Here is a 26,633-nt window from a genome sequence, read left to right on the forward strand (position 1 = left end):
TCCTCATGCCCGTTCTTCCGAGGCTGTCTCGCCTGCCGTCTGCCGGTCTGCCACCGGCGGGTTCAGGGCTTCCCAGACCCGCAGCGCCTGCACCGTGGCCGCGACGTCGTGGACCCGCAGGATCTGCGCCCCCTGCGCCGCGCCGTGCAGCGCGCCGGCCACCGAGGCGCTGACCCGCTCGGCCGCCACCGCGACGCCGGAGAGCGTGCCGAGGAAGCGCTTGCGCGAGACCCCGAGCAGCAGCGGGCAGCCGAGCCCGTGCAGCATCGAGAGCCCCTGCATCAGCGCGACGTTGTGTTCGAGCCGCTTGCCGAAGCCGATGCCGGGATCGACGATCAGCCGCGCCCGCGGCACCCCGGCCGCCACCGCCGCGCGCACCCGCCCGGCGAGATAGTCGTGCACGTCGCGCAGCACGTCGTCATAGCGCGGATCGGCCTGCATGGTGCGCGGATCGCCCTGGGCATGCATCAGGCAGACCGCCGGGGCCAGCGGCGCCGCCGCCAGGCTCTCCGGGTCATGGGTCAGCGCCGAGACGTCGTTGAAGATCTGCGCCCCGGCGGCGATCGCGGCGCGCGCCACCGCGGCCTTGCGCGTGTCGATCGAGACCGGGGTGGTGCAGCCCGCCGCGGCCAGCCCCTCGAGCACCGGCATCACCCGGTCGAGCTCCTCCTGCTCGGAGACCGGATCGGCGCCGGGGCGGGTCGATTCGCCGCCGATGTCGAGGATGTCGGCGCCCTCGGCGGCGAGCCGCAGGGCATGGCCGATGGCGGCCAGCGCGGTGCCGTGGCGCCCGCCGTCGGAGAAGCTGTCGGGGGTGACGTTGACCACCCCCATCACCCGCGGCCGGGTCAGCGCGAGGCCGGCCACCGGCAGCCGCGCCCCGCTCAGCCGGGCGAGCCGGTCGGCGCCGTCGGGCAGCAGGGCCGGGATCGCGGCGGCGGGCAGCAGCTCCGGCGGCCGGCCGCGGCGCGAAAGCTCGACCTCGGCAAAGCCCATCGGGCCGCCGGCCAGCGGCAGCGCCCGCGGATGGTCGCCGGCGCAGGGCAGCGGCCGGAGATAGACGGCATCGGATGTCACGGGCTCGGGTGTCACGGCCGGGTGATAGCGCGGGGCGCCGGGCGCGGCAACCGGCAATAAATACACTTTGAAATGGTGCAATATATTATTGATGCGAGCCGGATGTGTAATATCTTGCAAATCACAGAAAGCCCCCTTAGCTTCCCATGGTGAGAGGCAGGGGCGGGATCCCCCGCCGCCGGCCGGCAGGAGCGCCGGGCGGGAGTGACACGGGGCGGCGCTGCCGGCCCCGCAGGAACGGATCAGGAGACGACACCATGGCCAAGGCTTTCAAACCCCAGGTGGTCACCGCCAACGACCTGATCGAGGGCGACAGCGTGTTCCTCGCCCGCTCGGGCTGGGTGCGCGACATCGCCGAGGCGCGCGTCGCCCGCACCGCCGAGGAGGCCGACCTGCTGCTCGAGGCCGGCGTCGTCGCCGAGGCCGAGAACACCGTGGTCGGCCCCTATCTCGTCGAGGTCGGGCTGGAGACCGGCGCGCCGGTGCCGCTGCTGCGCCGCGAGCGCATCCGCGCCGAGGGCGGGCCGACCTTCGCCTATGCCCCCGAGGGCATCGCCCGCGCCGCCTGAGGCCGGCGCGCGCCGCAGCCAGACCGTGAGACCCGCTGCCGGCGGCCGGCCCCGCGCCGCGCCGCCGACGCGGCCCCGCGCCACGCCAGAGAGGGCAGGCCATGTACCGTTATGACGAGTTCGACGCGGCCTTCGTGGCCGAGCGCACGCAGCAGTTCCGCACCCAGGTCAAGCGCCGCCTCGCCGGCGAGCTGACCGAGGCGGAGTTCAAGCCGCTGCGCCTGATGAACGGCGTCTATCTGCAGCTCCACGCCTACATGCTGCGGATCGCCATCCCCTATGGCACGCTGCGCCCCGACCAGATGCGCATGCTGGCCCATATCGCCGAGCGCTGGGACCGCGGCTACGGCCATTTCACCACGCGCCAGAACATCCAGTTCAACTGGCCGAAGCTGAAGGACGTGCCGGATATCCTCGACGCGCTGGCCAGCGTCGAGATGCACGCGATCCAGACCTCGGGCAACTGCATCCGCAACACCACCTCGGACCCCTATGCCGGCGTCGCGCCGGAGGAGATCGAGGACCCGCGCATCACCGCCGAGCTGATCCGCCAGTGGTCGAGCCTGCACCCCGAGTTCACCTTCCTCGGGCGCAAGTTCAAGATCGCGGTGACCGGCTCCGAGCACGACCGCGCGGCGATCAAGATCCACGATATCGGCATCCAGATCGTGCGCGGGCCGGACGGTGCGCCGGGCTACCGGGTGCTGGTCGGCGGCGGGCTCGGGCGCTCGCCGTTCATCGCCAAGGAGCTGCGCGGCTTCCTGCCGAAGGCGGACCTGCTGCCCTATCTCGAGGCGGCGCTCCGGGTCTACAACCTGCACGGACGGCGGGACAACAAGTACAAGGCCCGCATCAAGATCCTCGTCCACGAGCTCGGCATCGAGGAATATGCCCGGCAGGTCGAGGCGGAATTCGCCCGCATGGACCGCGCCGCGGTGGCCGCACCCGCCGAGGAGGTCGCCCGCATCGCCGCCTATTTCGCGCTGCCGGAGCTGCCGGCGCGCGACACCGAGGCCGATGCCGCCGAGACCCGCCGCATGGCCGCCATGGAGCCCGAGTTCGCCGCCTGGCTGGAGCAGAACACCGCGCCGCACCGGGTGCCGGGCTACCGCGCCGTGACGGTCTCGCTGAAGCCGATCGGCGGCGCGCCGGGCGATGCCACCGCCGAGCAGATGCGGGTGATGGCCGATGTCGCCGAGCACCATTCGGCCGGCGAGCTGCGCATCACCCACGAGCAGAACGTGGTGCTGCCGCATGTCGCCGAGGGCGCGCTCTTCAAGGTCTGGCGGGCGCTGCGGGCCGAGGGGCTCGACACCGCCAACAAGGGGCTGGTGACCGACATCATCGCCTGCCCGGGGCTCGACTACTGCGCGCTGGCCACCGCCCGCTCGATTCCGGTGGCGCAGGACATCGCCAACCGCTTCGCCGAGCCGCGGCGGCAGCGCGAGATCGGCCCGCTCTCGATCAAGATCTCGGGCTGCATCAATGCCTGCGGCCACCACCATGTCGGCCATATCGGCATTCTCGGCATCGACAAGGCGGGGGTCGAATCCTACCAGATCACCCTCGGCGGCGATGCCACCGAGACCGCCTCGCTCGGCGATCGCACCGGCCCCGGCTTCGGCTATGACGAGGTGCCCGGCGTCATCGAGCGGGTCGTCGACACCTATATCGCGCTGCGCGAGCCCGGCGAGACCTTCCTCGCCGCCTATCGCCGGCTCGGCATGGCGCCGTTCAAGGAGGCCCTCTATGCGGATCATTGATGCCACCGGGCCGATCGACGATCTCTGGCCGCGCATCGGCGCCGGCGAGCCGCTGCCGGAGGCCGGCCGGGCGCTGGTCGAGCGCGACCGGCTCGGCGAGGCGCTGGCCTCCGGGCTCGAGCTCGGCCTGCACCTGCCGCCGGACACCGAGCCGGCCGATATCGAGCCGCATTTCGGCCGCCTCGCGATGATCTCGGTGGGCTTCCCGAGCTTTGCCGACGGGCGCGGCTTCTCGATCGGGCGCAGCCTGCGCCAGCGCGGCTTCCTCGGCCGGCTGCGCGCCTCGGGCCCGGTGATCGCCGACCAGTTCGCCTATCTCCTGGAATGCGGCTTCGACGAGGTCGCGATCCCCGAGGAGGTCGCCCGCCGCCAGCCCCCCGAGAGCTGGCTCAGCCAGTCCGCCGCGATCACCTTCGGCTACCAGCGCGGCATCGCCGGGCGCGGCTCGATCCTCGACCAGCGGCGGGCGCGCCATGACTGAGCGGCGCGACCAGCGGCGCGATCCGGGGCGCGACCCGGATCGCGACGAGGTCGGCCGCGCGGTGCCGACCCCCTCGCGCCGGCTCTCGGCGCGGTCCGCGGCGGAGGTGCTCAACCGCCAGCACCACGACGCGACCGCCGAGGAGATCCTCGCCGATGCGATCCGCGACCAGTATCCCGGCGGCATCGCGCTGGTCTCCTCGTTCGGCGCCGATGCGGCGGTGCTGCTGCACATGGTCAGCCGGATCGACCGCCGCACCCCGGTGATCTTCCTCGAGACCGGGATGCTGTTCCGCGAGACGCTGAGCTACCAGTACCGCCTCGCCTCCGCGCTCGGGCTGGCCAGCGTCAGGCTGGTGCGCCCGGATCCGGAGGACATCGACAACGACGACCCGTCGGGCGAGCTGCATGCCGAGAACCCGGATGCCTGCTGCTTCCTGCGCAAGACGCTGCCGCTGCGCCGGGCGCTCGAGCCCTATGACGCCTGGATCACCGGGCGCAAGCGGGCGCAGGCCACGACCCGGGCGGCGATGCCGGTGTTCGAGGCCGAGGACGACACCCGCCGGCTCAAGATCAACCCGCTGGCCGACTGGACCGCCGCGCGCATCCGCGCCTATATGGGCCAACACGCGCTGCCGGCGCATCCGCTGGTGGCGCGCGGCTATCCCTCGATCGGCTGCGCCCCCTGCACCACCCCGGTGGCCGAGGGCGAGGACCCCCGCGCCGGGCGCTGGCGCGGCCGCGGCAAGACCGAATGCGGCATCCATTTCGACGGCACCCGCTGGGTCCGCAGCCCCGGCGCCAGCGGCGTCGTCTCGAGCTTTCCCTGACCGCGCCGCGCCGCCGCACGAGCTTTCCCTGAGAGCTGGGGAGCCGCCAGGCTCCCCTTTTTTCGTTCCTGCCATGAGCAGGGGCGATGAGGGCTTCCGAGATCCCGGGAACGAGAAAGGGGCGGGTCATGCCCGCCCCCTGTGCCGACTTGGCCTCAAAGGACCGTCGCCAGCACGACGATGAGCCTGATCAGACTGAACAGGTCCACCGTCACTTTGACGTCGATACGCATCACGGGAATCCCCTGAATGCGGCTCGACCGGTCGAGCAATCAAACATTGCTCAGTACTTGTATCCCGCCCCTTAGTCGGCGGTTTGGGCGACCCTATGCGCAATCGGGCGCCCGTTCGACCCAAATTTGATCACCGATCAAACTGCGGGGCCTTAGCCAAACGGAGCTACCGCCTGACACAGGGCTGCGAAGCCCTAGGGCCATGTCGGGGAAGCGTACTACATCTCGTAGGCGGCAGCCCTTCGATGACCTTGACGTAAGAGGTAGGCTTCGTGCCCTGCAAGTGCAAGACCGCAAGATGTAGTGTTGGAGAACATTTTTCCGCCCGAACGACGAAGGGGGCCGCGCGGCCCCCTTTTCCGTGCCCTGCCGGGAGCGGAAAACCGCCGGGCTCAGCCGAGGTCGGGGAAGAACCTGCCGGCGGGGGAGAGGGTGAAGATCTCGACGCCGTCCTCGGTCACCGCCACCGAGTGCTCGAACTGTGCCGAGAGCGACTTGTCGCGGGTCACCGCGGTCCAGTTGTCGGCCAGGGTCTTGGTGTGCGGGCCGCCGAGATTGATCATTGGCTCGATGGTGAAGATCATGCCGGGGCGCAGCTCGGCGCCGTCGCCGCGGCGGCCGTAATGCAGCACGTTGGGGGCGTCGTGGAACACCCGCCCGAGCCCGTGGCCGCAGAAGTTGCGCACCACCGACATGCGCTCCGATTCGGCGAATTCCTGGATCGCCGCGCCGATGTCGCCGAAGGTGTTGCCGGGCTTCACCTCGGCGATGCCGCGCATCAGGCATTCATGCGTCACCTCGATCAGCCGCGCCGCCTTCCGGCTGGCCCGCCCGGCGACATACATGCGGCTGGTATCGCCATACCAGCCATCGACGATCACCGTGACGTCGATGTTGAGGATGTCGCCGTCCTTGAGCACCTTGGGCCCGGGAATCCCGTGGCAGACCACGTGGTTGACCGAGATGCAGCTGGCATGCTGGTAGCCGCGGTAGCCGATGGTGGCGGAGGTCGCGCCGCTGTCCTTCACGAACCGCTCGATCCGCGCGTCGATCTCGCCGGTGGTGGTGCCGGGCACCACGAAGGGCCCGATCATGTCGAGGCATTCGGCGGCCAGCCGGCCCGCCCGGTGCATGCCGGCAAGCGCCTCCGGCGGATACAGCCGGATGCCCTCTGGCGTGCGGACCTCTGCCGGCGCGTTCTCCAATCTACCGTCCATCATGACTGCTCCCGGAATTAGATCGCGATCGGCAGGGGCCGATCAAGCAGGATTTCTCGCGGGCCGAGCCGGCAGGCCCAGGCCATCATCTCCACACCGGCGGCCGCGGCCGCCTCCGCCGCCCGGGCATAGCCCGGGTCGATGTCGCCGGCCAGACGCAGGCGCGCGCAGTCGTCGCGCTGCACGCAGTAGAGCATCACCGCGCGGTGCCCCTCGCCGGCCACCCGCGCCAGCTCGCCCAGATGCTTCGCGCCGCGGGCGGTGACCGAATCGGGGAACTCCGCCCAGTCCTCCGCGCGCCGCAGATGCACGTTCTTGACCTCGATATAGGCATCCGGCAAGCCGGCGCCACGGGCGAGGAAATCGACCCGGCTGCGGCTGCCATAGGCCACCTCGGGGCGGATCTCCGGATAGGCCGCCAGCGCCGGGATGCGCCCGGCCCGCAGCGCCTCGCCGACCACGCGGTTGGGCACGGCGGTGTCGATCCCGGCCCAGTGCCCGCCAGCGAGCTCGACCAGCCGCCAGGAGAAGCGCAGCTTGCGCTTGGGGTCGCGCGTCGGCTCCAGCCAGATCCGCATGCCGGGCTCGGCGAGGCCGGTCATCGCGCCGGGATTGGCGCAATGCGCGGTCACCTCGGTGCCGTCCTCCAGCACCGCATCGGCGAGGAAGCGCTTGTAGCGGCGGACCAGCCGCCCCGGGATCAGGTCTTGCGCGAACTGCATGGCCGGTGCTTAGTCGACTTCCCGAAGAAGGTACATGTTTCGAAAGCAAGTTTGGCTGAATGGCGAGATCCGGCGGCGCATCCGCGGCCCCTGATGCCGCCGGGGCCGGGAAACGGATCTTCCCGCGCCGTGCGGCATCCGGTCCCACGCGGCCGGCCCGCCGATGCGCGGCCGGACGCGCCCCGGACCGGACCCGTCCCGGCGCTCCGCGGCGCCTGACCGCGGGGACCGCCGGGCGCCCTCGAACTGGGAGACCACGATGAGCAATCCGACGGCGGCGATGCTGGTGATCGGCGACGAGATCCTCTCCGGGCGCACGCGCGATGCCAATGCGCATCATCTCGCCGGGGTGCTGGCCGAGGCCGGCATCCGGCTGGTCGAGATCCGCGTGGTGGAGGACCGGCGCGCCGCCATCGTCGATGCGGTGCGGGCGCTCTCGGCGCAGGTCGATCATCTCTTCACCTCGGGCGGGATCGGCCCGACCCATGACGACATCACCGCCGATTGCGTGGCCGAGGCCTTCGGCGTGCCGATCGGGGTGCGCGAGGATGCCCGGGCGATCCTCGCGGCGCATTACGGCACCGACGAGATCAACGAATCGCGGCTGCGCATGGCGCGGATCCCCGAGGGCGCGGCGCTGATCCTCAACCCGGTGAGCCAGGCGCCGGGCTTCCGGCTGGAGAACGTGCACGTGATGGCCGGGGTGCCGGCGATCTTCCGCGAGATGCTGGCCAACGTGATCGCCGGGCTCGAGGGCGGGCCGAGGATGCTGGCCCATTCGTTCCGCGTCGGCCTGCCGGAGGGCGATCTCGCCGGGCCGCTGCGCGCGGTGGCCGAGGCGCATCCCGCGGTCTCGATGGGCAGCTACCCGTTCTATCTCGGCGGGCTCGGCTCGACCCTGGTGCTGCGCAGCACCGACCCGGCGGCGCTGGCGGCGGCGGCGGATGCGCTGCGCGCGCGGCTGGCGGACCTGGACGCCGAGATCGCCGAGACCCCGCCGGGGTGAGTCGGCCCGCGCGCGGCGAAGCGTGAAGTTTGATAGTACTCAAGAACTGATCCAGCGTCAATGCGCCATATCGCGTGGTTGTGAAGCAAGAGTGATTCCCTGCCAAATCGTCCATGGTCGAACGACCGTTGTTTGTCGGAGTGGGCAAGTGGCGAGGGGATTATGGAGAGCTTTATACTGACGCACAAGGAATGGAAGACCTGGCGCAACAAGACCGATGGCGGCAAGTCGGGCCTGGTGAAGGGGGTTGCGCTCGGCGATGCGCTGGACAAGTACCACAAGACCAAGAAGACCGCGAAGGACCGGCTCGACGCGCTGAAGAAGCTGGAGGCCACGCTCGACCGGTATGTCAGGGGCTGCCGGGCGAACAAGGACGCCAAGGCCAAGGCCTTCGGCGCCAAGTGCAAGACCAAGTTCGACGGCATGGTCGCCACGGAGGTGAACGGTCTGAACACGCTGCAGGACCGGATCAGCTTTCTCAGCAGCGCGCCGATCGTGCTGGAGAGCGCGTTCAGGAAATACTTCGCCGAGATGAACAGGCTCGGCACCAAGATCCAGGCCGCCCGGGACGCGCTCAAGACCATCGACAGGCAGCTCGCCGGCCTCGACCCGGCCTCGCCGCAGCATGCCGCGCTCAAGGCCAAGCGCGACCAGGTCTCGGATGCCGTCGACAAGGCGCTGAAGCCGTCGCGGTACAAGCCGCTGGTCAGGGAGTTCGGCAAGCGCGCCGACGAGCTGAGCGGCGCCATCACCTACATGAGGGAGTGGGGAGTGTATCCGAGCTCGGCGCCGAATCAGCTCTATTTCCAGAACCTCGAGGGCTATCTCCTCGGCGTGCTCAAAGAGCCGGAGAACATCAACCGGAACCTCGCCGAGGTGGGCAAGCATTTCGCCAAGGCGATGAAGGACCTGAAGGCGCTCGGCTGAGCCGGGGCTGAGCCGGGGCGGGCCGCGCCGGCCGCGGCTCAGAGCATCCGGCCGAGGGCGATGCGCACCGAGGCGCGCGCGGTCGCCCAGGCGATCGCCGCGGTCAGCAGCGGCACCGCGATCGGGATCGCGATCCAGCCGAAGGTGCCGGGCAGCAAGCCGCCCAGCACCCCGCCGGCGCCGCTGCCGGGCAGCGCCGCCAGCGCCAGCAGCGCGAGGCCGGCCCCGGCCATGCCGCCGGCCAGCCCGCGCAGCGCCAGCCGCCGCACGAAGGCGCCGGCGATGTAGCGGTCCTCGCCGCCGATCAGCCGGATCACCCGCACGATGTCGAGATGCGCCGTGAGCGTCGCCTGCGCCGCCAGCGCCACCATCGCGCAGGCCGCCAGCATCACCAGCACCGTCGCCGCCCAGGCCAGCCGGCCGACGGCGGCGGCAGCCCGCGCCAGCGGCCCGCGCCAGGCGGCGTGGTCGTCGTAGACGGCGCCGGGGGCGTCGCGGTCGAGCCGGCTCTGCAGCCGCGCCGCATCCGGGCCGTCGCCCTCCAGCGTGAGATCGATCAGCCGCGGCGCCGGCAGCGCCTCCAGCGCCTCGACGCCGCCGATCCAGGGCGCGATCAGCGCCAGGTGCTCGGCCTCGCTCAGCACCCGCGCCGCGGCGATGCCGGGGGCGGTGCGCACCACCTCGAGCGCCCGCATCACCCGGGTCTCCAGCACCTCCGGCTCGGCGCTGACCCGCACCGTGGCGAGCCCGGCGAGATCCTGCCGCCAGTCCTCGGCCAGCCGGTCGGCGGCGAGGCCGGCGATCAGGGTGAGCACCGCGAGGAAGCTCATCGCGGCCGAGGCCAGCGTGGTCAGCGGCGCCGACCAGCCGCTCATCGGCACGATCGGCGGCGCCTCGGCGGCGCGGGCGAAGCGGAACCAGCGGGCCATCACAGCTCCGCCGCGCCGAGGGTGAGCCGGCCGTCCGCCAGCCGCAGGATGCGCGCGCCGACGCCGCCGCGGGCCGAGCGGATCAGCCCGAGGTCATGGGTCGCGATCAGCACCGTCTTGCCGAGCCGGTTGAGCTCGATCAGCAGCCGCAGGATGCGCGCGCCCATCTCCGGGTCGACATTGCCGGTGGGCTCGTCGCAGAGGATCAGGTCGGGCGAGTTGATCACCGCCCGCGCGATCGCCGCGCGCTGCTTCTCGCCGGCCGAGAGCTCGCGCGGATAGGCGTCGATGCGGGCGTTGAGGCCGACCCATTTCACCAGCTCCATGACATCGGCCTGGTAGTCGTCGAGCCGGTGGCCGGCGACGCGCAGCGGCAGCGCGATGTTCTGCACCACGGTCATGTGCTCGAGCAGGCGGAACTCCTGGAACACCACGCCGATACGCCGCCGCAGCTGCGGGATGCGCCGGCGCTCTAGCGTTGCCGGGTCCTCGCCGAACAGCTTGAGCCGGCCGCGCCGGGGCAGGTGGTCGAGATAGAGCAGCTTGAGCAGGGTCGTCTTGCCGGCGCCCGAGGGCCCGGTGAGGAAGTGAAACGAGCCCGGCGGCACATCGATGCTCACCTCGCTCAGCGTGTCGCGTTCGTCATAACCGAAGCTCACCCGGTCGAGCGATATCATTGGCCGCCCCATCCCTCGCGCCGAGGCTCGAAACTGACGCCTTTTCCGGGCTTTGACAACACCTCCCCGGAGTGGTGCTTGGCGGGCCTGCGCTTCGCGTCTATACAGGAAGCAAGGCACTGCATGGCGGAGAACGGCAATGGTCGAGATCGAATGTCCCAACTGCAATGCGCGGTATCAGGTGCCGGCGCAGGCGCTCGGGCCGAATGGGCGGGATGTCACCTGCTCCTCATGCGGCAATATCTGGCACGCCGTGCCGGTATCCGAGGCGCCGCCGCCGATCGAGGCCAGCGCGCTCGGCACCCAGACGCGGCCGCCGCAGCAGCGCACCCAGCAGATGAGCGAGATCCGCCAGATGCTGAACGAGGTGCAGGGCAACGAGACCCGGCGCGGCGTGCCGCAGGCACCGGAGGAGGGCGCGCGCCAGGACACCTCGGGCTGGGGCGTCACCGCCGATCCGATCGGCGGCGGCCAGCCGGTGCGCGAGGATGTGCGCGAGGCGGTGTTCGGCCATGCCCGGCGCGAGGACGGCGCCGACGAGGACGAGGAGATGCTGCGCTCGCGCCTCGGCGTCGGCGGCCAGTCGAGCCGGCTGCGCTCGGTGCGCGCCAAGGAGACCCAGGGCGAGACCCGCGGCGCCCGCAAGCGGCTGATGAACAAGCACCGCCGGCGCAACCGCAAGTTCGAGGCGGAGAAGCGCCGCGGCACCGGCGCCGGGCTCACCGGCTTCATGCTGGTGGTGCTGGTGGCCGGCACGCTGACCGGGCTCTACGCGCTGGCCGGGCCGATCGCCGCGGCGCATCCCGAGACCGCGCCGGTGCTGCGCAACTATGTCACGGTGGTCGACGGCATGCGGGCCGGGCTCAACGAGACGCTCGCCGGCCTGCGCGGCGCCATCGAGGAGCGCATCGGCAGCGGCGAGGAATGACCCGGGCAGCGGGTTGGTGAAACCCGGCGCATAGCCCTGGAGACGCGGCGAGGACGGCGGCGCGGTGGTGTCCCGCCGTCTTTCCGTATCTGGCCGCGATCTTCCGGAGCCGCTCGAGCGTGTCGAGGAACCGCTGCGCCGGGGTCCGCATCCGCTGGGGCGGAGGCTCTGCCGGGCGTTGCACCGTCCGGCCCCGTTGCCTCGGGACGTGACCGCGCCCGCCATGCCCCGCGATCGGGTCGAGGCCGCATGCGCGTCGTGGCCACGGCCGGCGACCGCGCCCCCGGGCGCGGCATCGGCCGCCGGCAGCGCGCCCGCCGCCGCCGTGCCCGGGGCCTGCCCCGGCAAAGGCACGATCGCCGCCGGCAGGCCGCGCCGATCGACCATCGCGCTGATCGACCATCGCGCTGATCCTGGTGCGCAGTCCTCCGCGGGAGCGACCGGCGGCGTGATTCTCGCCCCCTCCTTCCGCGCGCCGCGTGCGGGCGAGCGCGGATGCCCGAGCGGTCGACGAACTGCAAGGAACCGGTGGGTTTTCCGGCCGGTTCCTCGAACACCCGCAGCCGGACGCCGGCCCCGGCCCGGCGGCTGAACCGGTTGCCGACGGTGCCATGCGGGCCGCATCTCCCGGGCAGGCCGCGCCGGGGAGAGCCGGTCCGCAGCACCCGGAAGACCCCGCCGGGGGCCCGCCGACCGCCCATCCGGGGCACGCCGCCCGGCCTGTCCGGAAGCCGCGGCCGGACCAGGCGCCATCCGGGATCCGCCAGATCGAAACGCGCCACGGATCACCTCCTTGCCGGACGCGAATCAGAACGCCGGGGCTTGGGAACCGGTCCCATGACTGCAGAACCCGGCGCCCCCCGGCCTGCTGACCGCGCACCGGCCCGCGCGGCACCACCGGGGAGCGCATCGGCAGCGGAGGGAATGATCCCGCCCCGGCCGGCCCCCCAGCTGGCGCTCCCGGCCAACCGGCCGCGCGCCGGCCCTCCCTTGACCGCCCGCCCGCGACCGGCGCCCCTAGACCGGGGCCGAGCGCACAGTCCGGAGCACGGGCGCCCCCGCGGCCCCCGCCCCGGCCCCGCACCGGGCTGCCCCCACCCCGGACCGACTCCAATCCGGACAGGCTCCACCCCGGACTGGCCCCACCCCGGACTGGCCCCGCCCCGAACAGGCTCCGCCCGGGGCTGGCTCCACCCCGGGCTGCGGACGCCCGCCCCGGACTGCGAGCGCCCCGCGCCGGCGCGTCCCGCGGCCCCAGCCGGCGCCCCCCGGCCTGTCGACCGCGCACCGGCCCGCGCGGCACCATCGGGGCGCGCATCGGCAGCGGCGGGGAATGATCCGGCCCCGGCCGCCGCCTCCGGCCAACCGTCCGCGCGCCGCCCTTCCCCTGACCGCCCGCCCGCGAACCGGCGCCCCCTGGCCGGCCGAGCGCGCAGTCCGGAGCACGGGCGCCCCCGCGGCCCCCGCCGGCGCCCCCCGGCCTGCTGACCGCGCACCGGCCCGCGCGGCGCCATCGGGGAGCGCATCGGCAGCGGCGGGGAATGATCCCGCCCCGGCCAGCGCCCCCGGCCAACCGTCCGCGCACCGGCCCTCCCCTGACCGCCCGCCCGCGAACCGGTGCCCCCTGGCCGGCCGAGCGCGCAGTCCGGAGCACGGGCGCCCCCGCGGCCCCCGCACCGGCCCCGCATCGGACTGCCCCCACCCCGGACCGACTCCAATCCGGACAGGCTCCACCCCGGACAGGCCCCACCCCGGACTGGCCCGGCCCCGGACAGGCTCCGCCCGGGGCTGCCTCCACCCCGGGCTGCGGACGCCCGCCCCGGACTGCGAGCGCCCCGCGCCGGCGCGTCCCGCGGCCCCACCCGGCGCCCCCCGGCCTGTCGACCGCGCACCCGCCCGCGCGGCACCATCGGGGAGCGCATCGGCAGCGGCGGGGAATGATCCCGCCCCGGCCGGCGACCCTGACCGCCCGCCCGCGAACCGGCGCCCCCTGGCCGGCCGAGCGCGCAGTCAGGAGCACGGGCGCCCCCGCGGCCCCCGCACCGGCCCCACCCCGGACTGCCCCCACCCCGTGCTGACCCCCGCCCCGGACTGGCCCCACCCCGAACAGGCTCCACCCCGGACAGGCCCCACCCCGGACAGGTTCCACTCCGGACTGGCCCGGCCCCGGACAGACTCCGCCCGGGGCTGGCTCCGTCCCGGACTGGCCCCGCCCCGGGCTGGTCCGGCCCCGGACAAGCTCCATCCCGGGCTGCGCCCCCCGCCCCGGACTGCGAGCGGCCCGCGCCGGCGCGTCCCGCGGCCCCACCCACCCGGCACCCGGAGCGCCCGGATCCGCCGTCGCGCGCCCCTTCGCCGCGGGACGCGCCGGCGCGGGCCGCCCCCGGATCAACCCAGAACCGCCCCGGCAATCTCTCGAGACGGCCGGCCCGGGCCTCTGCCGGGTGCCCTGGCCGGTCGGGATTGGGGATGCTCCGGTCGCTGCTCGGATTGGCTTGGGGCGTGGTTCGGGCGGGTGTGCTCGCCGACGCCGGCCAGGCCGGGCGGCGGTGCTGGAACGGCTTGGACAGCCGCTCGAGACGGTCGGGGCGGGCGCACCTGACGGTGTCCGTCCGGCAGGGGTGGGCGCTGGAGTTGCTCCGCCGGTTGCTGGACGCGGCGTGGGGGAGGCTTGGTCGGGTGCGCCGGTCGCGCCGGGGGCCCGCGTCTGGGCTGCTCCGGTAGCTGCGCGAAGCGGCGTGGGGCGAGGCTTGGTCGGGTGCGCCGGTTGCGCTGCTGGTCCGCGTCGGGGCTGTTCCGGCAGCTGCGCGAAGCGGCGTGGGGGGCCTTGGTCGGGTGCGCCGGTCGCGCCGGGGGCCCGCGTCTGGGCTGCTCCGGTAGCTGCGCGAAGCGGCGTGGGGCGAGGCTTGGTCGGGTGCGCCGGTTGCGCTGCTGGTCCGCGTCGGGGCTGTTCCGGCAGCTGCGCGAAGCGGCGTGGGGGGCCTTGGTCGGGTGCGCCGGTTGCACCGCTGGCCCGCGTTTGAGCTGCTCCGATAGCTGCGCGAAGCGGCGTGGGGCGAGGCATGGTCGGGTGCGCCGGTCGCGCCGGGGCCCGCGTCTGAACAGCTCCGGCCGTTGCTCGTAGCGGTATGGGGCGAGGCTTGGTCGGGTGCGCCGGTCGCGCCGCTGGCCCGCGTCTGGGCTGTTCCGGCAGCTGCGCGAAGCGGTGTGGAGTTTGGCTTGATCGGGTGCGCCCGTCGGGCCGGGCAGGGCGGCGTCTGAGCTGGTACGATGGCCGGTCGAAGCGGCGTGGGGGGAGGCTTGGTCGGGTGCTTCGGTGGTGCCGGGGGGCAGCTTCCGGGCTGTTTTGGCGGGGGCTCGGAGCGGGGGCGTCTGGGGCTCGGGCGGGCGCGGCGGAAGGGGGCCGTCCGGGCGGGGCCGGGCGGGGAGGCTGCGGCGGCGGCCGCTGGTGGCGGCGGGGGGCGGGCTTCTGGCTCCTGGCTCCGGGCTGTTCCGGGCTGCGGGCTGTTTCGGGCGGTTCCGGGCTCCGGGCGGTGCCGTGCCGCGGGGCGGCCGGCGGGCCGGGGGCGGCGTCAGAACTGTTCCAGCAGCCGCTCGAAATAGCGCAGCTCGATATCCGGGCGGTCGCGTTCGCCGGCGCGGCGGCGCAGCTCCTGCAGCAGCTCGCGGGCGCGGTCGATCAGCGCCTGGTCGGGCACGCCGCCGCGCAGCCGCCCGTTCATGTTGCCGCTGTTGTTGCCGGCCGGCCGGTCGAACGGGTCCATCGCGTCGCGCTCGGGCCCGTCGGCCTCGCCGAAGCCGCTGGCGGCGGCCTGGCCCTGGCCCTGCTCGATGCTCTCGGCGAGCGCCTCGGCGGCGCCGTTGAGGCTGTCGAGCGCCTCCATCTGGTCCTCCACCGCGGGGCCGGTGGCGCCCTGGTCGAGATCGTCGCGGGCGCGGCCCATGGCATCGCCGGCCTGGCCGAGCGAGCGCGAGGCGCCGTCCATGCCCTCGCCGCCGCCGAGCTGGCCGGCGAGCTCCTCGAGCGCCCGGCGCAGCGCCTCCTGCTCGGCCGCGAGGCGGCCGTTCTCGCCGTGGCGGCCGGCGCGCATGCCCTCGCCGCCCTCGCCGCCGGGGCGGCCCTGCTGGCCGGGCTGGCGGCCCTGGCCCTGCTGGCCGGACTGGCCCTGCTGGCCGCGCTGCCCGCGCTGGCCCTGCTGGCTCTCGCGGCGCTGCTGGCGGAGCGCGTCGAAGGTCTCGTCGGAGAGCTGCTGCTGGCGCCGGATCAGGTCCTGCAGCTGCTCGAGCGCCTGCTGGCCGGGGCTCTGCCCCTGGCCTTGGCCCATCTGCAGGTTCTGCAGCATCTGCGAGAGCTGCGAGAGCATGTCGCGGGCCTGGTCGCGCAGGCCCGATTCGGCCTGGCGCTGGAGCTGGTCGAGCAGCTCGTCGAGATCCTGCCGCGAGAGCTGCTGGTTGCCCTGGGGCATCTGCTGCAGCGATTCGGGGTTCTGCAGCGCCTGGCGGATCATCTCCTCGAGATAGTCGTTGATCGCCTGGCGCAGCTCCTCCATGGCCTCGCGGATCTCCTCGTCGGTGCCGCTCTCGAGGGCGCTGCGCAGGCGCTCCTCGGCCTCGCGCAGGCGCTCCAGCGCCGAGGCGAGATCGCCGGCCTCGAGCGAGAGCGCGGCGCGCCAGAGGAACTCCGCGACATCGCCGGCGACGCTGGCGACGCGGTCCTCGGGGATCGTCGGGGCGAGGCGGCGCAGCGCCAGGCGGACGCCGAGATAGGCGCCGGTATGGGTCTTGAACACCTCGCCGGGGAAGCGGGTCACCGCCTGCACCGTGTCGAGCACCCGCTCGGCCGCGCCATAGTCGAGCAGCAGCTCGCGGCGCTGCTCGGCCAGCGCCCGGGCCAGCGGGTCGGTGAAGCGGCGCTCCGGCAGGCGGATGCGGCGCGGCCCGGCGCTGCCGACCTGGCCGGCGCCGTCCTCGGCATGCAGCGTGATCGTCACCTCGGCGCCGGCCCAGGGATGCTCGGTGAGATCCTGCACCGCGACATCCACCACGTTGCGGGTGTCGCGCGAGATCGGCAGCGGCAGGCCGAACTCGATCGGCGGGATCTCGGCGCGCTGTTCGGCCGGGGCCGGGTCGGCGAGCGCGATCACCGCCCAGGCGGCGGTGATGCCGTGGTCGTCGCTGGCCGCGAAGGGCACCTCGAGGCTGCGCGCGGCGCCGGGGCGCGGGTCGTCGGAGAAGCCGATCTCGGGCGCCGCGTCGGGCACCATGTCGAGCCGCCAGGCGCCCATCGGGGCAGCCGGATCGCCCACCGTGAGGCTGCCGGAGCGCGCCAGCACGCCGCTCGCCTCGTGCAGCCCGCCGCCGAGCGCGGTGAAGCCGGCCGCGGCCCCGTCGAGCGGCGCCGCGTCGAGCGCCGGCGCGGTCTCCATGCCGGTGGCGCGGATGGTGATCTCGGTGCCCTGCGGCAGCGACAGCGTGCCGGCATCGGCGCGGCGGTTGAGATAGACGGTCTCCTCGCCGGTATAGGCCGGCGGCACCGCCCAGGCCTCGATCGCCGGCTCGGCGAGATAGCCCGGCGCGGCGCCCTCGCCGGCGCGGCCGGGCTCGAACAGCGCCGCCAGCCGCTCCGGCCCGAGATCGCCCGCGCCGATCAGCGCGGCGACCAGCAGCACCGGCGTGGCGAGGCGCAGCGCCCAGCGGTCGCGCCGCGCCAGGCGCAGATCGGGCGCGCTGGCGCGCATCTCGGCGGCGGCGGCCTCGGCGCGGCGCTGGTGCTCGTGCCAGAGCGCGCGGGCGAAACCGTCCTGCCCCGGCGCCGCGGCCATCCGGTCGGTGATCACCGCGAGCGGGCGCTCTGGCCGGCTGGCATCGAGCCGGCGCATCGCGGCAGCGCGCCGCGGCAGGCGGAAATCGCGGAAGCCCCAGGCCAGCGCCGCCAGCAGCGCCGCTCCGGCGAGGCCCAGCGCGGTCCAGTGCCCGGCGGCGCCGAGCCCCTCGAGCGCCCCGAGCACCGCCGCCGCGGCCAGCGCGCAGAGCAGCGCGAAGGCCGGCCAGAGCGCCCCGGCCAGCGCCTCGACCCAGAGCGCCGCCTCGCTGAGATCGATCGCCCGGCGCAGCCGCTTCGCAAGGCTGCGCGGCCGGTCGAACACCGAATGCGGGTGCGCGGACGGGTGGTTCCGGGTGCTGGGCGATCCGGTCATGCACGGCCCTTCGCTTGCGCGCGGGGCCGGGAAGGGTCAGGCCCGCGCAGGCTCGATCCAGGGCGGGAGCGTATCACGCCCGATCATCTCCTCCAATGTGGGGCGCGCGCGGATCACGGCAAACTCGCCGCCGCTGACCATCACCTCGGGCACCAGCGGGCGGGAATTGTATTCCGAGGCCATCACCGCGCCATAGGCGCCGGCGGAGCGGAAGGCGACCCGGTCGCCGGCGCCGAGTGGCGGCAGATCCCGCGCCTTGGCGAAGATGTCGCCGGTCTCGCAGACCGGACCCACAACATCTGCGGGGGCGATGGCGGCGCCGGGGGCGGGCTCCTGCAGCGGCACGATCTCGTGCCAGGCGTCGTACATCGCCGGGCGGACGAGATCGTTCATCGCCGCGTCGAGGATCACGAAATCGCGATCCGCGCCGCGCTTGCGGTAGATCACCGAGGCCAGCAGCACCCCGGCATTGCCGGCGATCAGGCGGCCCGGCTCGATCTCGATCTCGCAGCCGAGATGGCCGACCGTGCGCCGGATCACCGCGCCATAGTCGAACGGCAGCGGCGGCGCCGCGTTGGAGGCGCGGTAGGGGATGCCGAGCCCGCCGCCGAGATCGAGCCGCGAGATCGCATGGCCGGCGGCGCGCAGGCTCGCGGTCAGCGCGGCGACCTTGGCGAAGGCGCTCTCGAAGGGGTGCAGCCCGGTGAGCTGCGAGCCGATATGGACATCGATCCCCACCGGCTCGACCCCGGCCATCGCGGCGGCGCGGGCATAGAGCGCCGGGGCATCGCCGATCGGCACGCCGAACTTGGTCTCGGCCTTGCCGGTGGCGATCTTCTCGTGGGTCTCGGCATCGACGTCGGGATTGACCCGGAAGCAGATCTTCGCGACCCGGCCCATCGCCTGCGCGACGCCGTCGAGCGCCTCGAGCTCGGGCACGCTCTCGACGTTGAAATGGCGGATCCCGGCGGCCAGCCCGGCGCGCATCTCCTCGGCCGTCTTGCCGACGCCGGAGAACACGATCTTCTGCGGCGCCACCCCGGCGGCCAGCGCGCGCGCCAGCTCGCCGCCCGAGACCACGTCGGCGCCGGCGCCGAGCCGCGCCAGCGTCGCGATCACCGCCTGGTTGGAATTGGCCTTCAGCGCATAGGCGATCAGGTGCGGCAGCCCCGCCAGCGCCTCGGCAAACACCCGGTAATGCCGTTCCAGCGTCGCGGTGGAATAGACATAGGCCGGGGTGCCGACGGCGCGGGCGATCTCCTCGAGCGGGACATCCTCGGCATGCAGCCGCCCGCCGCGATAGGTGAAATGGTCCATGCCGGGTCCTTCGCTACCAGATCGGCTCGCCGGGGACGGGATCGGCCGGTCCCTCGGCGGGCTCCTCGGCCGGGATCTCGAGCGGCACCGGCCGCTTCGGGTTGCCCTTCTTGCCGCAGGCGATCAGCCCGGCGAGCAGCATGAGCGCGAGCGCGGTCCTCATTGCAGCAGCTCCTTCCAGCGGGCGATCTGGGCGCGCACCTGCTCCGGCGCGGTGCCGCCATAGCTGCGCCGGCTGGCCACCGAGGCCTCGACGCTCAGCACCTCGTAGACGCCCTCGGTGATCCGCCCGTCGATCTCCCGCAGGGTCTCCAGCGGCAGCGCCGGCAGGTCGACCCCGGCCGCCTCCGCCGCCGCCACCGCGCGGCCGGTGACGTGATGCGCCTCGCGGAACGGCAGCCCGGCCTCGCGCACCAGCCAGTCGGCGAGGTCGGTGGCGGTCGAGTAGCCGCTGGCCGCGGCGGCGCGCAGCCGCTCCGGCACCGGCGCCATGTCGCGCACCATGCCCTCCATCGCGGCGATCGCCAGGGCGAGCGCGTCGGCGGCGTCGAAGAACGGCTCCTTGTCCTCCTGCATGTCCTTGGAATAGGCCAGCGGCAGGCCCTTCATCACCGTGGTCAGCGCGACCTGCGCGCCGATGATCCGGCCGATCTTGGCGCGCACCAGCTCGGCGGCGTCCGGGTTGCGCTTCTGCGGCATGATCGAGGAGCCGGTGGTGTACTTGTCGGAGAGCTTCACGAAGCCGAACTGCGCGGTCGACCAGATCACGATCTCCTCGGCCATGCGCGACAGATGGGTGGCGCAGATGGTCGCCGCGGAGAGCGTCTCCAGCACGAAGTCGCGGTCCGACACCGCGTCCAGCGAGTTTGCCATCGGCGCGCCGAAGCCGAGCGCGAGGGCGGTCATCTCCCGGTCGATCGGGAAGCCGGTGCCGGCCAGCGCGGCGGCGCCCAGCGGGCATTCGTTGAGCCGCATCCGGGCATCGGCGAGGCGGCCGCGGTCGCGCCCGATCATCTCGACATAGGCCAGCATGTGATGGCCCCAGGTCACCGGCTGGGCGACCTGCAGATGGGTGAAGCCCGGCATCACGAAGGCCGCGCCGGCCTCGGCCTGCGCCAGCAGCGCGCGCTGCAGCGCCGCCAGCCCGGCATCGGTGGCGTCGATCCAGCCGCGCACCCAGAGGCGGAAATCCGTCGCCACCTGGTCGTTGCGCGAGCGCGCGGTGTGCAGCCGCCCGGCGACCGGCCCGATCAGCTCGGCGAGCCGGGCCTCGATGTTCATGTGGATGTCCTCGAGCGCCTCGGAGAAGGCGAAGCTGCCGGCCTCGATCTCCGCCTCGATGGCGACCAGCCCGCGGTCGATCTCGGCGGCATCGGCGGCGGTGAGGATGCCCTGCGCCGCCAGCATGGCGGCATGGGCGCGGCTGCCGGCGATGTCCTCGGTGGCGAAGCGGCGGTCGAAGCCGATCGAGGCGTTGATCCGCTGCATCACCCTGTCGGGCTCCGCGGCGAAGCGGCCTCCCCACATTGTGTTCGCCCGGGGGGCCGCCGGGGGCTGGCCAGCGGCCGTCCGATCCCTATTCTCCGCCATTGCGTCGCCTTCGCCTGCTGAAACTGTCCCATGGGAGACCGAGATGACCCTGCTGCCGCGCCGCGCCGCCGCCGCCCTGACCCTGGCCTTCGCCGCCTCCCTCTACACCGCGGCGGCAGCGCCTGCAAATGCCGGCGCGGCGGCGCTGGCGCCCGAAGCGCGGGCCGGGCTGGCGGCGCTGGCCACCGGGGCGATGGCCAAGCTGGTGGTGCACGAGAGCCCGCGGGCGCCGATCGCGGCCGGCTTCGTCGACGCGCAGGGCGCGCCGGTCAGCCTCGCGGATTTCCGCGGCCGGGTGGCGGTGGTGAACTTCTGGGCCACCTGGTGCCCGCCCTGCCGCGCCGAGATGCCCGCGCTCGACCGGCTGGCCGGGGCGCTGGCCGATGCGCCGGTCGCCGTGGTGGCGATCTCGACGGATTTCGGCGGCAGCGCGAAATCGGCGAAGTTCTACGAGGAGACCGGCATCGAGCACCTGGCGCTCTACCACGATGCGAAGCGCACGGTGGCGCGCGAGGCGGCGATCCTCGGCCTGCCGGTCACCCTGCTGCTCGACCGCGAGGGGCGCGAGGTGGCGCGGCTGGTCGGCGACGCGGAATGGGACAGCGCCGAGGCCAAGGCGGCGATCCGCCGGCTGGTCGAACTGACCGCACCGCCCGGCGGCTGAACCCGCGCCGCCCGGCGGCTGGGGGTCGGACCGCCCGGCGGCTGCGGCCGCGCCGCCCGATGGCAGAGGTTGGACCGCCTGGCGGCCAGGGTCGGACCGCCCGGCGCGCCCCGCCCCTGCACCGTCGCGGCGGCTGCACCATCCGCGCAGCCCACCCACGGCGCGCCGGGCGGGCTGCCCCGTGCGGCCCTATGCGTCTCCGTGCGGCCCCGGCGGCCGGTTCCTGTGGCCGATCCCCGCGCAGGCACCCCGCGCAGGCCCCCGTGCCGGCCCGGCGCGCCTTGGGTGGGCCGCGCTGCCCGCGCAGCCGCCGCGACGGTGCAGGGGCGGGGGCCTGCGCGGGGTGCCTGCGCGGGGGCCGTCAGTGCCCCCGGATCATCCGCATCAGCAGCCCGTCGCGGTCGATGAACTGGTGCTTCAGCGCCGCCGCCACATGCAGCCCGAGCACCGCCGTCAGCGCCAGCGCCAGCGCCAGGTGGACCTGCTCGAAGCGCTTCGACAGCGCCTCGTCGCCGGGCTCGTAGGGATCCGGCATCGCCCAGACCAGAGCGTCCTCGAGCCCCAGCGCCGCCAGCGTCTCGGCGCCGAACAGATAGGTCAGCCGCACCTCGTTCCTGATCTGCACATAGGCATCGGCATCGTTGTAGGGCGAGGACGAGGCCATCAGCCAGCCGGTCAGCGGCAGCGCGATCATCAGCGCATAGAGCGCCAGATGCGAGGCCTGCGCGGCGGTCTTCTGCCAGGCCGGCATCGGCACCGGCGCCGGGCTCGGGGTCACCGCCCGCCAGAGGATCCGCAGCAGCGCCAGCGCGAACACGATCACCCCCCAGCTCTTGTGCATCTGGGTGAGGTTGAAGCGCTGGATCAGGTCGTCGCCGACGATCTCCACCATGTAGAAGCCGACGCCCAGCATGCCGAGGATCAGCAGCGCCATCAGCCAGTGCAGCAGCCGGGCCGGCCAGCCCCAGCCCTCGCGCGTGTTGCTCAGTCCCATCGCTCGCTCTCCGTGCTCTGCCGGTGTGCCGGCCGCGGTGCCGGGGCGCCGCCGCTGCCTCCGGCGCCGCGGCTTCCGCCTGCCCGGCGCTTCCGTGCCCGGCTCAGCCCGCCGGGCTGAGCTCCAGCTGGATCTCGATCGCCACCACCGCGCCGACCGCCGGCGCGGCATAGTTGATGCCGAACTCGGTGCGGTCGATCTCGCCGGACACGGTGAAGCCGGCCACGGTCAGGGAGGGGTCGAAGGGCGACGGCCCGAGCTTGTTGAGCCGGGCCTCGAGCGTCACCTCGCGGGTCTCGCCGCGGATCGTCAGGTTGCCGGTCACCGCGGCGGTCTCGCCGCCGGTGCGGGTCACCGAGGTCGATTCGAAGACGATCTGCGGATGCCGCGCCACGTCGAGGAAATCCTTGCTGCGGATCTGCCGGTCGCGCGGCTCCCAGGTGGTGTCGACGCTGGCCGCGTCGATCACGAAGCGCACCCGCGTGGCCTCGACATCCTCCGGGTCGAGATCGACCTCGGCGTCGAAGTCGCGGAACCAGCCCTGGGTCAGCGAGAAGCCGAGATGGCTCACCTCGAACGACACATGGGCGTGGCTCCGGTCGAGCAGATAGGGCTCGGCCGCGGCCGGGCCGGCAAGGGCGAGGCCCGCGAGGGCGGCGAGCGCGAGGGCGGTCTTGCGCATGGGTCGGTCTCCTCTGATCCGGTTGCCGGGCGCGGCCTGCGCGCCCCGGCCGCGTCAGGTCTAACGATAGGGGCGACCGCCGGCATCGGGGCAATGGAAAATACATCCTTGCGATTCTGGCAAGGATCGCGCGGCGCCCCGGCCCGGTTTGACAGCGCCGCGCGGCTCCGGAATCCTTGGCGGATGCGTTTTCGCGAGGAACCGGCTTTGCACGCGATGCCGCGGCCGCTCCCGGCCGCCAGCCGGCCGGCATCCGCCCCGCCGGCATCCGCCCTGCCGGCATCCGCCCGGCTGGCATCCGTCCTGCCGGCATCGGCCCGGCTGGCATCCGTCCTGCTGGCATCGGCTCGGCCGGCATCCGTCCTGCTGGCATCCGTCCTGCTGCTCGCCGGCTGCGCCGCGCGGGAGGCCGACGAGCCGCCGCCCGACCCGGCCCGCCAGGCCGCCGCCGAGCCCGGCATCTCGGCCGATGCCGCGGCGCTGCTGGCGCGCGGCGATGCGGCGCGGATGCAGGCCGACCGCCTGCGCGCCGAGGCGGCGGCCATCGAGGACGGCCTCGCCGGGCTGCCGGCGCCGGACCGCGCTGCCCGTGCCGCCCGCGCCGACCGGCTGGCGGCGCTCGAGGCCGAGGCGGTCCGGCTCGAGCAGGCGGCCGCCGATCTCTGGCAGCAGGCCCAGGCGCTCGACCGCGATGCCGGCCCCGCCGTGCTCGCCCGCATGCTCGGCGGCGTCCCGGAGGACTAGCGCCGTCAGCCCGGCGCACCGACGAACCGCAGCTGCCACAAAGGCAACCGGCAGCCCGCCAGCCGGACGGAACGGCGAGCGGGCGGAACCCTGGGTCGGCGGAACCGCGAGCGCGCGGAATTGCAGGCTGGCAAACCAGCGCTCAGGCAGCACGGCAGGCCGACGGAACAGCGCGCCGACGGAACTGCGAGCGGGCGGAACCGAGGGCCGACGAAACAGCGTCCAGGAGGCACGGCGGGCGAACGCAACTACAGGGCGTCGGATTCGCGCGCAGGCGAAACCGCGCGCCGGCGGCATGGCGAGCCGGCGAAACGGCGGGCCGGTGCCGCACCAAGCCATCGGAACAGTGCGCCCGGGGAACAACGGGCCAGCAGAACCGCGCGCCGTCAGAACCGCGCGCCGGCGGAACTGCGGACTGGCGGAGCAGCAATCCGGCGCAACACCGAGCCGGCGGAAAGACGTGCACCGGCGGAACCATGGGCCAGCGGCACAGCGAGCCGGCGAAACGGCGAAACGGCGAAACGGCGCGCCGGAGGATCCGCCAGCCGGCAAACCAGTGAAACAGCAAGCCGAAGGAAAAGCGGGCCGGAGGCCACTCCGACCTGAAGAAGCCGCGTGCCGGAGGAACACCGGGCCGGAGACACAGCGAGCCGGCAGCACGCCAAGCCGGCGAAACAGCGCACCGGCAAGACACCGTGCCGGGGGAGCTTCGGGCCGGTGGCGCGACCAACCGGCAGAACCGCGGGCCGGCGGCACAGGGATCCAGCGTAGGCGCTGGCCGGCGGAACCACCGGCCGGCGGGACGGCGGCAGGGCGGAACAGCGAGCCGGCAGGCCACCGAACCGGGGAATTTCGGGTCGGCGGCAGGCCGAGCCGGCGGTACAGCGCGCCGGAAGACCGGCCAGCCACCGAGCCTGTGAAACAGTGAGCCGAAGGGACAGCGGGCCGGAGGCCACATCGAGCCAAAGGAGCCGCGTACCGGCGGCACGCCAGGCCGGCGACGCAGCGTGCCGGAGGAACCACGGGCTGGCGGAACCGCATGCCTGTGGCACGGCAAGCCAACGGAACGGCAATCCGACGAAACGGCGGGCCGGCGACGCAGTACGCCGACAAGCCACCGAGCCCGCGAGACTTCAGGTCGACGGCGCGCCAAGCCGTCGGAACTGTGCGCCGGAAGAACCACGGGCTGGCTGAACCGCAAGCCGACGGAACTGCAATCCGACGAAACAGCGGGCCGGCGACGGAGCGCGCCGGCAAGCCACCGTGCCGGGGGAACTTCAGGTCGGCGGCGCGCCAAGCCGGCGGAACTGCGCGCCGGAGGACCCACGGGTGGAGGAAACGCATGCCGGCGGCACGGCCGGCCGACGGGACGGCAATCCGGCAAATCAGCGAGGCGGCGACGTAGGCGCTGGTAAGCCGACGGGCCGACGGAACTTCGGGCCGGCGGCGCGGCAAACCGGCCGAACTGCGCTCCGGAGGACCCACGGGCTGGCGGAAACGCATGCCGTGGCACGGCTGGCGATGGAACAGCGTACCGGCGAAACAGCGGGCCGGCGACGTAGCGCGCTGGCAAGCCGCAGGGCCGGCAGAGCTGCGGGCCGGCGGCACAGGGGCCAGCGAAAGCGCGGGCCGGCGAGAGCCCGTGCCGGCGGGACCACCGGTCAGCGGTACAGTGGGTCGGCGGCGATGCGGGATGGCGAATCCGGAGGATGGTGGAACCGCGGGACGGTGGCGAAGCGGGACAGCGAAACCGTGGGACGGTGGCAAAGCGGGACGGCGAAACCCTGGGCGGGCGCCAGGGCGGGGCGGCGGAGCCGCGGGCCGGCGGAACGGGGGCGCGGCGGCGACGCGAGGGCCCGCCGTGCCGTGGGTGGGCCGCGCTGCCGTCGCAGCCGCCGCGCGCTCTCAGGGGCGGGGCGCGGCGGGCCCGGGTCCGGCCGGCGGCCGGGCCGGTCTCAGCGCGTCGGCACCGGGGTCTCGCCGCGATAGTCGTAGAAGCCGCGGCCGGATTTCCGCCCGAGCCAGCCGGCCTCGACATATTTCACCAGCAGCGGGCAGGGGCGATACTTGGTGTCGGCCAGCCCCTCGTGCAGCACGTGCATGATCGCCAGGCAGGTGTCGAGCCCGATGAAATCGGCGAGCTCGAGCGGGCCCATCGGGTGGTTGGTGCCGAGCTTCATCGCCTTGTCGATCGAATCGACCGAGCCGACCCCCTCGTAGAGCGTGTAGACCGCCTCGTTGATCATCGGCAGCAGGATGCGGTTGACGATGAAGGCCGGGAAGTCCTCCGCCGTGGCATGGGTCTTGCCGAGGTTCTCGACGACCTTGCGCACGGTCTGGAAGGTGGCGTCGTCGGTGGCGATGCCGCGGATCAGCTCGACCAGCTGCATCACCGGCACCGGGTTCATGAAATGCAGGCCCATGAAGCGCTCGGGCCGGTCGGTCAGCGAGGCCAGCCGGGTGATCGAGATCGACGAGGTGTTGGTGGTCAGCAGCGTCTGGCTGCCGAGATGCTCCTTGAGCCCGGCGAAGATCCGGTTCTTGATCGTCTCGTTCTCGGTGGCGCTCTCGACGATGAGGTCGAGCGGGCCGAGCTCGGCCAGCACCGTGGTGCCCTTCAGCCGGGCCAGCGCCGCCTCGCAGCTCTCGGCGTCGAGCTTGCCGCGCTCGACCATCCGGCGCATGCCCTTGGCGATGCGGGCGAGGCCGGCATCGAGCGCTTCCTGGTTGATGTCGTTGAGCAGGACCTCGTAGCCCGCCTGGGCGAAGACCTGGGCGATGCCCGCACCCATCTGCCCGGCGCCCACCACGCCCACGGTCTTGATCTCCATCGCCCTCGTTCCTTCTTCGCGTCCCGGTTGGGTCCGGCACGGTGCGGCGCCCATAATGCGCGCCGCGACCGGCAGTTCAAGGGACAGCGCGTCGCCCGGGCCGCGACGGCGCTGCCGATCCATGCGCCCGGCGGTGCCGGCGGCGGCGGTTCCCGCGAACCTTCCCGGCGGCAGCGGCCCGGCGGAACTTTCCCGGCGCGGGCGAACCCGCCATGCGAACCTTTGTCCCCCGGTTCGGGCCGGAGGTTCGTGCGGC

The 26,633-nt window shown here is 73.6% G+C and carries 22 protein-coding genes; 9 read left to right on the top strand and 13 right to left on the bottom strand.

The window, feature by feature from the left end; translation table 11 throughout:
* Positions 1-3: 3 nt before the first annotated feature.
* Positions 4-1,077, bottom strand: a complete 1,074-nt coding sequence (folP, locus tag QSJ97_RS10025; RefSeq protein WP_285671611.1) for a dihydropteroate synthase — start codon at positions 1,075-1,077, stop codon at positions 4-6.
* 257 nt (positions 1,078-1,334) lie between these two features.
* Here folP and QSJ97_RS10030 point away from each other — a divergent pair, with 257 nt between their 5' ends.
* The 4 genes from QSJ97_RS10030 to QSJ97_RS10045 all read left to right on the top strand — a co-directional run bounded on the left by QSJ97_RS10030 (position 1,335) and on the right by QSJ97_RS10045 (position 4,719).
* Positions 1,335-1,646 (top strand): DUF2849 domain-containing protein, encoded by a 312-nt coding sequence (locus tag QSJ97_RS10030; RefSeq protein WP_285671612.1) that lies wholly within the window; start codon positions 1,335-1,337, stop codon positions 1,644-1,646.
* Between the two features lie 101 nt (positions 1,647-1,747).
* Positions 1,748-3,409, top strand: a complete 1,662-nt coding sequence (locus QSJ97_RS10035; RefSeq protein WP_285671613.1) for a nitrite/sulfite reductase — start codon at positions 1,748-1,750, stop codon at positions 3,407-3,409.
* Entirely contained in the window at positions 3,396-3,890 is a 495-nt protein-coding gene (locus tag QSJ97_RS10040; RefSeq protein ID WP_285671614.1) for a DUF934 domain-containing protein, read from the top strand. Before QSJ97_RS10035 ends, QSJ97_RS10040 begins: the two co-directional genes overlap by 14 nt.
* Entirely contained in the window at positions 3,883-4,719 is an 837-nt protein-coding gene (locus QSJ97_RS10045; RefSeq protein WP_285671615.1) for a phosphoadenylyl-sulfate reductase, read from the top strand. Before QSJ97_RS10040 ends, QSJ97_RS10045 begins: the two co-directional genes overlap by 8 nt.
* Before the next feature lie 625 nt (positions 4,720-5,344).
* On the opposite strand, the gene map is transcribed toward QSJ97_RS10045, so the two are convergent.
* Together map and sfsA are read right to left on the bottom strand one after the other, a co-directional pair.
* Positions 5,345-6,172 carry a type I methionyl aminopeptidase gene (map, locus tag QSJ97_RS10050; protein WP_285671616.1) on the bottom strand — a complete coding sequence of 276 codons (828 nt, stop codon included), beginning with the start codon at positions 6,170-6,172 and terminating at the stop codon, positions 5,345-5,347.
* A gap of 14 nt (positions 6,173-6,186) precedes the next feature.
* Positions 6,187-6,891: a DNA/RNA nuclease SfsA gene (gene sfsA / locus QSJ97_RS10055; protein WP_285671617.1), complete on the bottom strand. Its 705-nt coding sequence runs from the start codon at positions 6,889-6,891 to the stop codon at positions 6,187-6,189.
* A gap of 259 nt (positions 6,892-7,150) precedes the next feature.
* Here sfsA and QSJ97_RS10060 point away from each other — a divergent pair, with 259 nt between their 5' ends.
* Positions 7,151-7,897: a competence/damage-inducible protein A gene (locus QSJ97_RS10060; RefSeq protein WP_285671618.1), complete on the top strand. Its 747-nt coding sequence runs from the start codon at positions 7,151-7,153 to the stop codon at positions 7,895-7,897.
* A 162-nt stretch (positions 7,898-8,059) separates the two neighbouring features.
* A complete protein-coding gene (locus tag QSJ97_RS10065) occupies positions 8,060-8,824 on the top strand; it encodes a hypothetical protein (RefSeq protein ID WP_285671619.1) in 765 nt (254 codons plus the stop codon).
* Between the two features lie 38 nt (positions 8,825-8,862).
* On the opposite strand, the gene QSJ97_RS10070 is transcribed toward QSJ97_RS10065, so the two are convergent.
* Both QSJ97_RS10070 and QSJ97_RS10075 read right to left on the bottom strand, forming a co-directional pair.
* The gene (locus QSJ97_RS10070; protein ID WP_285671620.1) at positions 8,863-9,753 is read right to left on the bottom strand and encodes a cell division protein FtsX; all 891 of its coding nucleotides are present in this window, start codon (positions 9,751-9,753) and stop codon (positions 8,863-8,865) included.
* A complete protein-coding gene (locus tag QSJ97_RS10075) occupies positions 9,753-10,430 on the bottom strand; it encodes a cell division ATP-binding protein FtsE (RefSeq protein WP_285671621.1) in 678 nt (225 codons plus the stop codon). The genes QSJ97_RS10070 and QSJ97_RS10075 overlap by 1 nt, the downstream gene beginning before the upstream one ends.
* Before the next feature lie 139 nt (positions 10,431-10,569).
* On the opposite strand from QSJ97_RS10075, the gene QSJ97_RS10080 reads away from it, so the two are divergent.
* Positions 10,570-11,358: a zinc-ribbon domain-containing protein gene (locus QSJ97_RS10080; protein WP_285671622.1), complete on the top strand. Its 789-nt coding sequence runs from the start codon at positions 10,570-10,572 to the stop codon at positions 11,356-11,358.
* Here QSJ97_RS10080 and QSJ97_RS24990 read toward each other — a convergent pair.
* The 5 genes from QSJ97_RS24990 to argH form a co-directional block, all read right to left on the bottom strand.
* A complete protein-coding gene (locus tag QSJ97_RS24990; protein ID WP_352231069.1) occupies positions 11,259-12,140 on the bottom strand; it encodes a transposase in 882 nt (293 codons plus the stop codon). The genes QSJ97_RS10080 and QSJ97_RS24990 overlap by 100 nt on opposite strands.
* Before the next feature lie 2,790 nt (positions 12,141-14,930).
* Positions 14,931-17,555, bottom strand: coding sequence for a TIGR02302 family protein (locus tag QSJ97_RS10085; protein ID WP_285671623.1), 2,625 nt, complete (start codon positions 17,553-17,555; stop codon positions 14,931-14,933).
* Positions 17,556-17,591: 36 nt separating this feature from the next.
* Positions 17,592-18,872: a diaminopimelate decarboxylase gene (lysA, locus tag QSJ97_RS10090; RefSeq protein ID WP_285671624.1), complete on the bottom strand. Its 1,281-nt coding sequence runs from the start codon at positions 18,870-18,872 to the stop codon at positions 17,592-17,594.
* Between the two features lie 13 nt (positions 18,873-18,885).
* On the bottom strand, positions 18,886-19,035 hold the full coding sequence (locus QSJ97_RS10095) for a hypothetical protein (RefSeq protein ID WP_285671625.1): 150 nt from the start codon (positions 19,033-19,035) through the stop codon (positions 18,886-18,888).
* Positions 19,032-20,399 (bottom strand): argininosuccinate lyase, encoded by a 1,368-nt coding sequence (gene argH / locus QSJ97_RS10100; RefSeq protein WP_285671626.1) that lies wholly within the window; start codon positions 20,397-20,399, stop codon positions 19,032-19,034. The genes QSJ97_RS10095 and argH overlap by 4 nt, the downstream gene beginning before the upstream one ends.
* A 106-nt stretch (positions 20,400-20,505) precedes the next feature.
* Between argH and QSJ97_RS10105 the strand changes: the two genes are divergently transcribed.
* Positions 20,506-21,126: a TlpA family protein disulfide reductase gene (locus QSJ97_RS10105; RefSeq protein ID WP_285671627.1), complete on the top strand. Its 621-nt coding sequence runs from the start codon at positions 20,506-20,508 to the stop codon at positions 21,124-21,126.
* Positions 21,127-21,487: 361 nt separating this feature from the next.
* On the opposite strand, the gene QSJ97_RS10110 is transcribed toward QSJ97_RS10105, so the two are convergent.
* Together QSJ97_RS10110 and QSJ97_RS10115 are read right to left on the bottom strand one after the other, a co-directional pair.
* Positions 21,488-22,120 (bottom strand): cytochrome b, encoded by a 633-nt coding sequence (locus tag QSJ97_RS10110; protein ID WP_285671628.1) that lies wholly within the window; start codon positions 22,118-22,120, stop codon positions 21,488-21,490.
* Positions 22,121-22,223: 103 nt separating this feature from the next.
* Positions 22,224-22,802: a YceI family protein gene (locus tag QSJ97_RS10115; RefSeq protein WP_285671629.1), complete on the bottom strand. Its 579-nt coding sequence runs from the start codon at positions 22,800-22,802 to the stop codon at positions 22,224-22,226.
* Positions 22,803-23,018: 216 nt separating this feature from the next.
* Between QSJ97_RS10115 and QSJ97_RS10120 the strand changes: the two genes are divergently transcribed.
* Positions 23,019-23,546 (top strand): flagellar biosynthesis protein FlhF, encoded by a 528-nt coding sequence (locus QSJ97_RS10120; protein ID WP_285671630.1) that lies wholly within the window; start codon positions 23,019-23,021, stop codon positions 23,544-23,546.
* 1,955 nt (positions 23,547-25,501) lie between these two features.
* Here QSJ97_RS10120 and QSJ97_RS10125 read toward each other — a convergent pair.
* The gene (locus tag QSJ97_RS10125; RefSeq protein WP_285671632.1) at positions 25,502-26,377 is read right to left on the bottom strand and encodes a 3-hydroxybutyryl-CoA dehydrogenase; all 876 of its coding nucleotides are present in this window, start codon (positions 26,375-26,377) and stop codon (positions 25,502-25,504) included.
* Between the last annotated feature and the right edge of the window lie 256 nt (positions 26,378-26,633).

The organism is Paralimibaculum aggregatum (assembly GCF_030270585.1).
GTDB lineage: Bacteria > Pseudomonadota > Alphaproteobacteria > Rhodobacterales > Rhodobacteraceae > Thermohalobaculum > Thermohalobaculum aggregatum.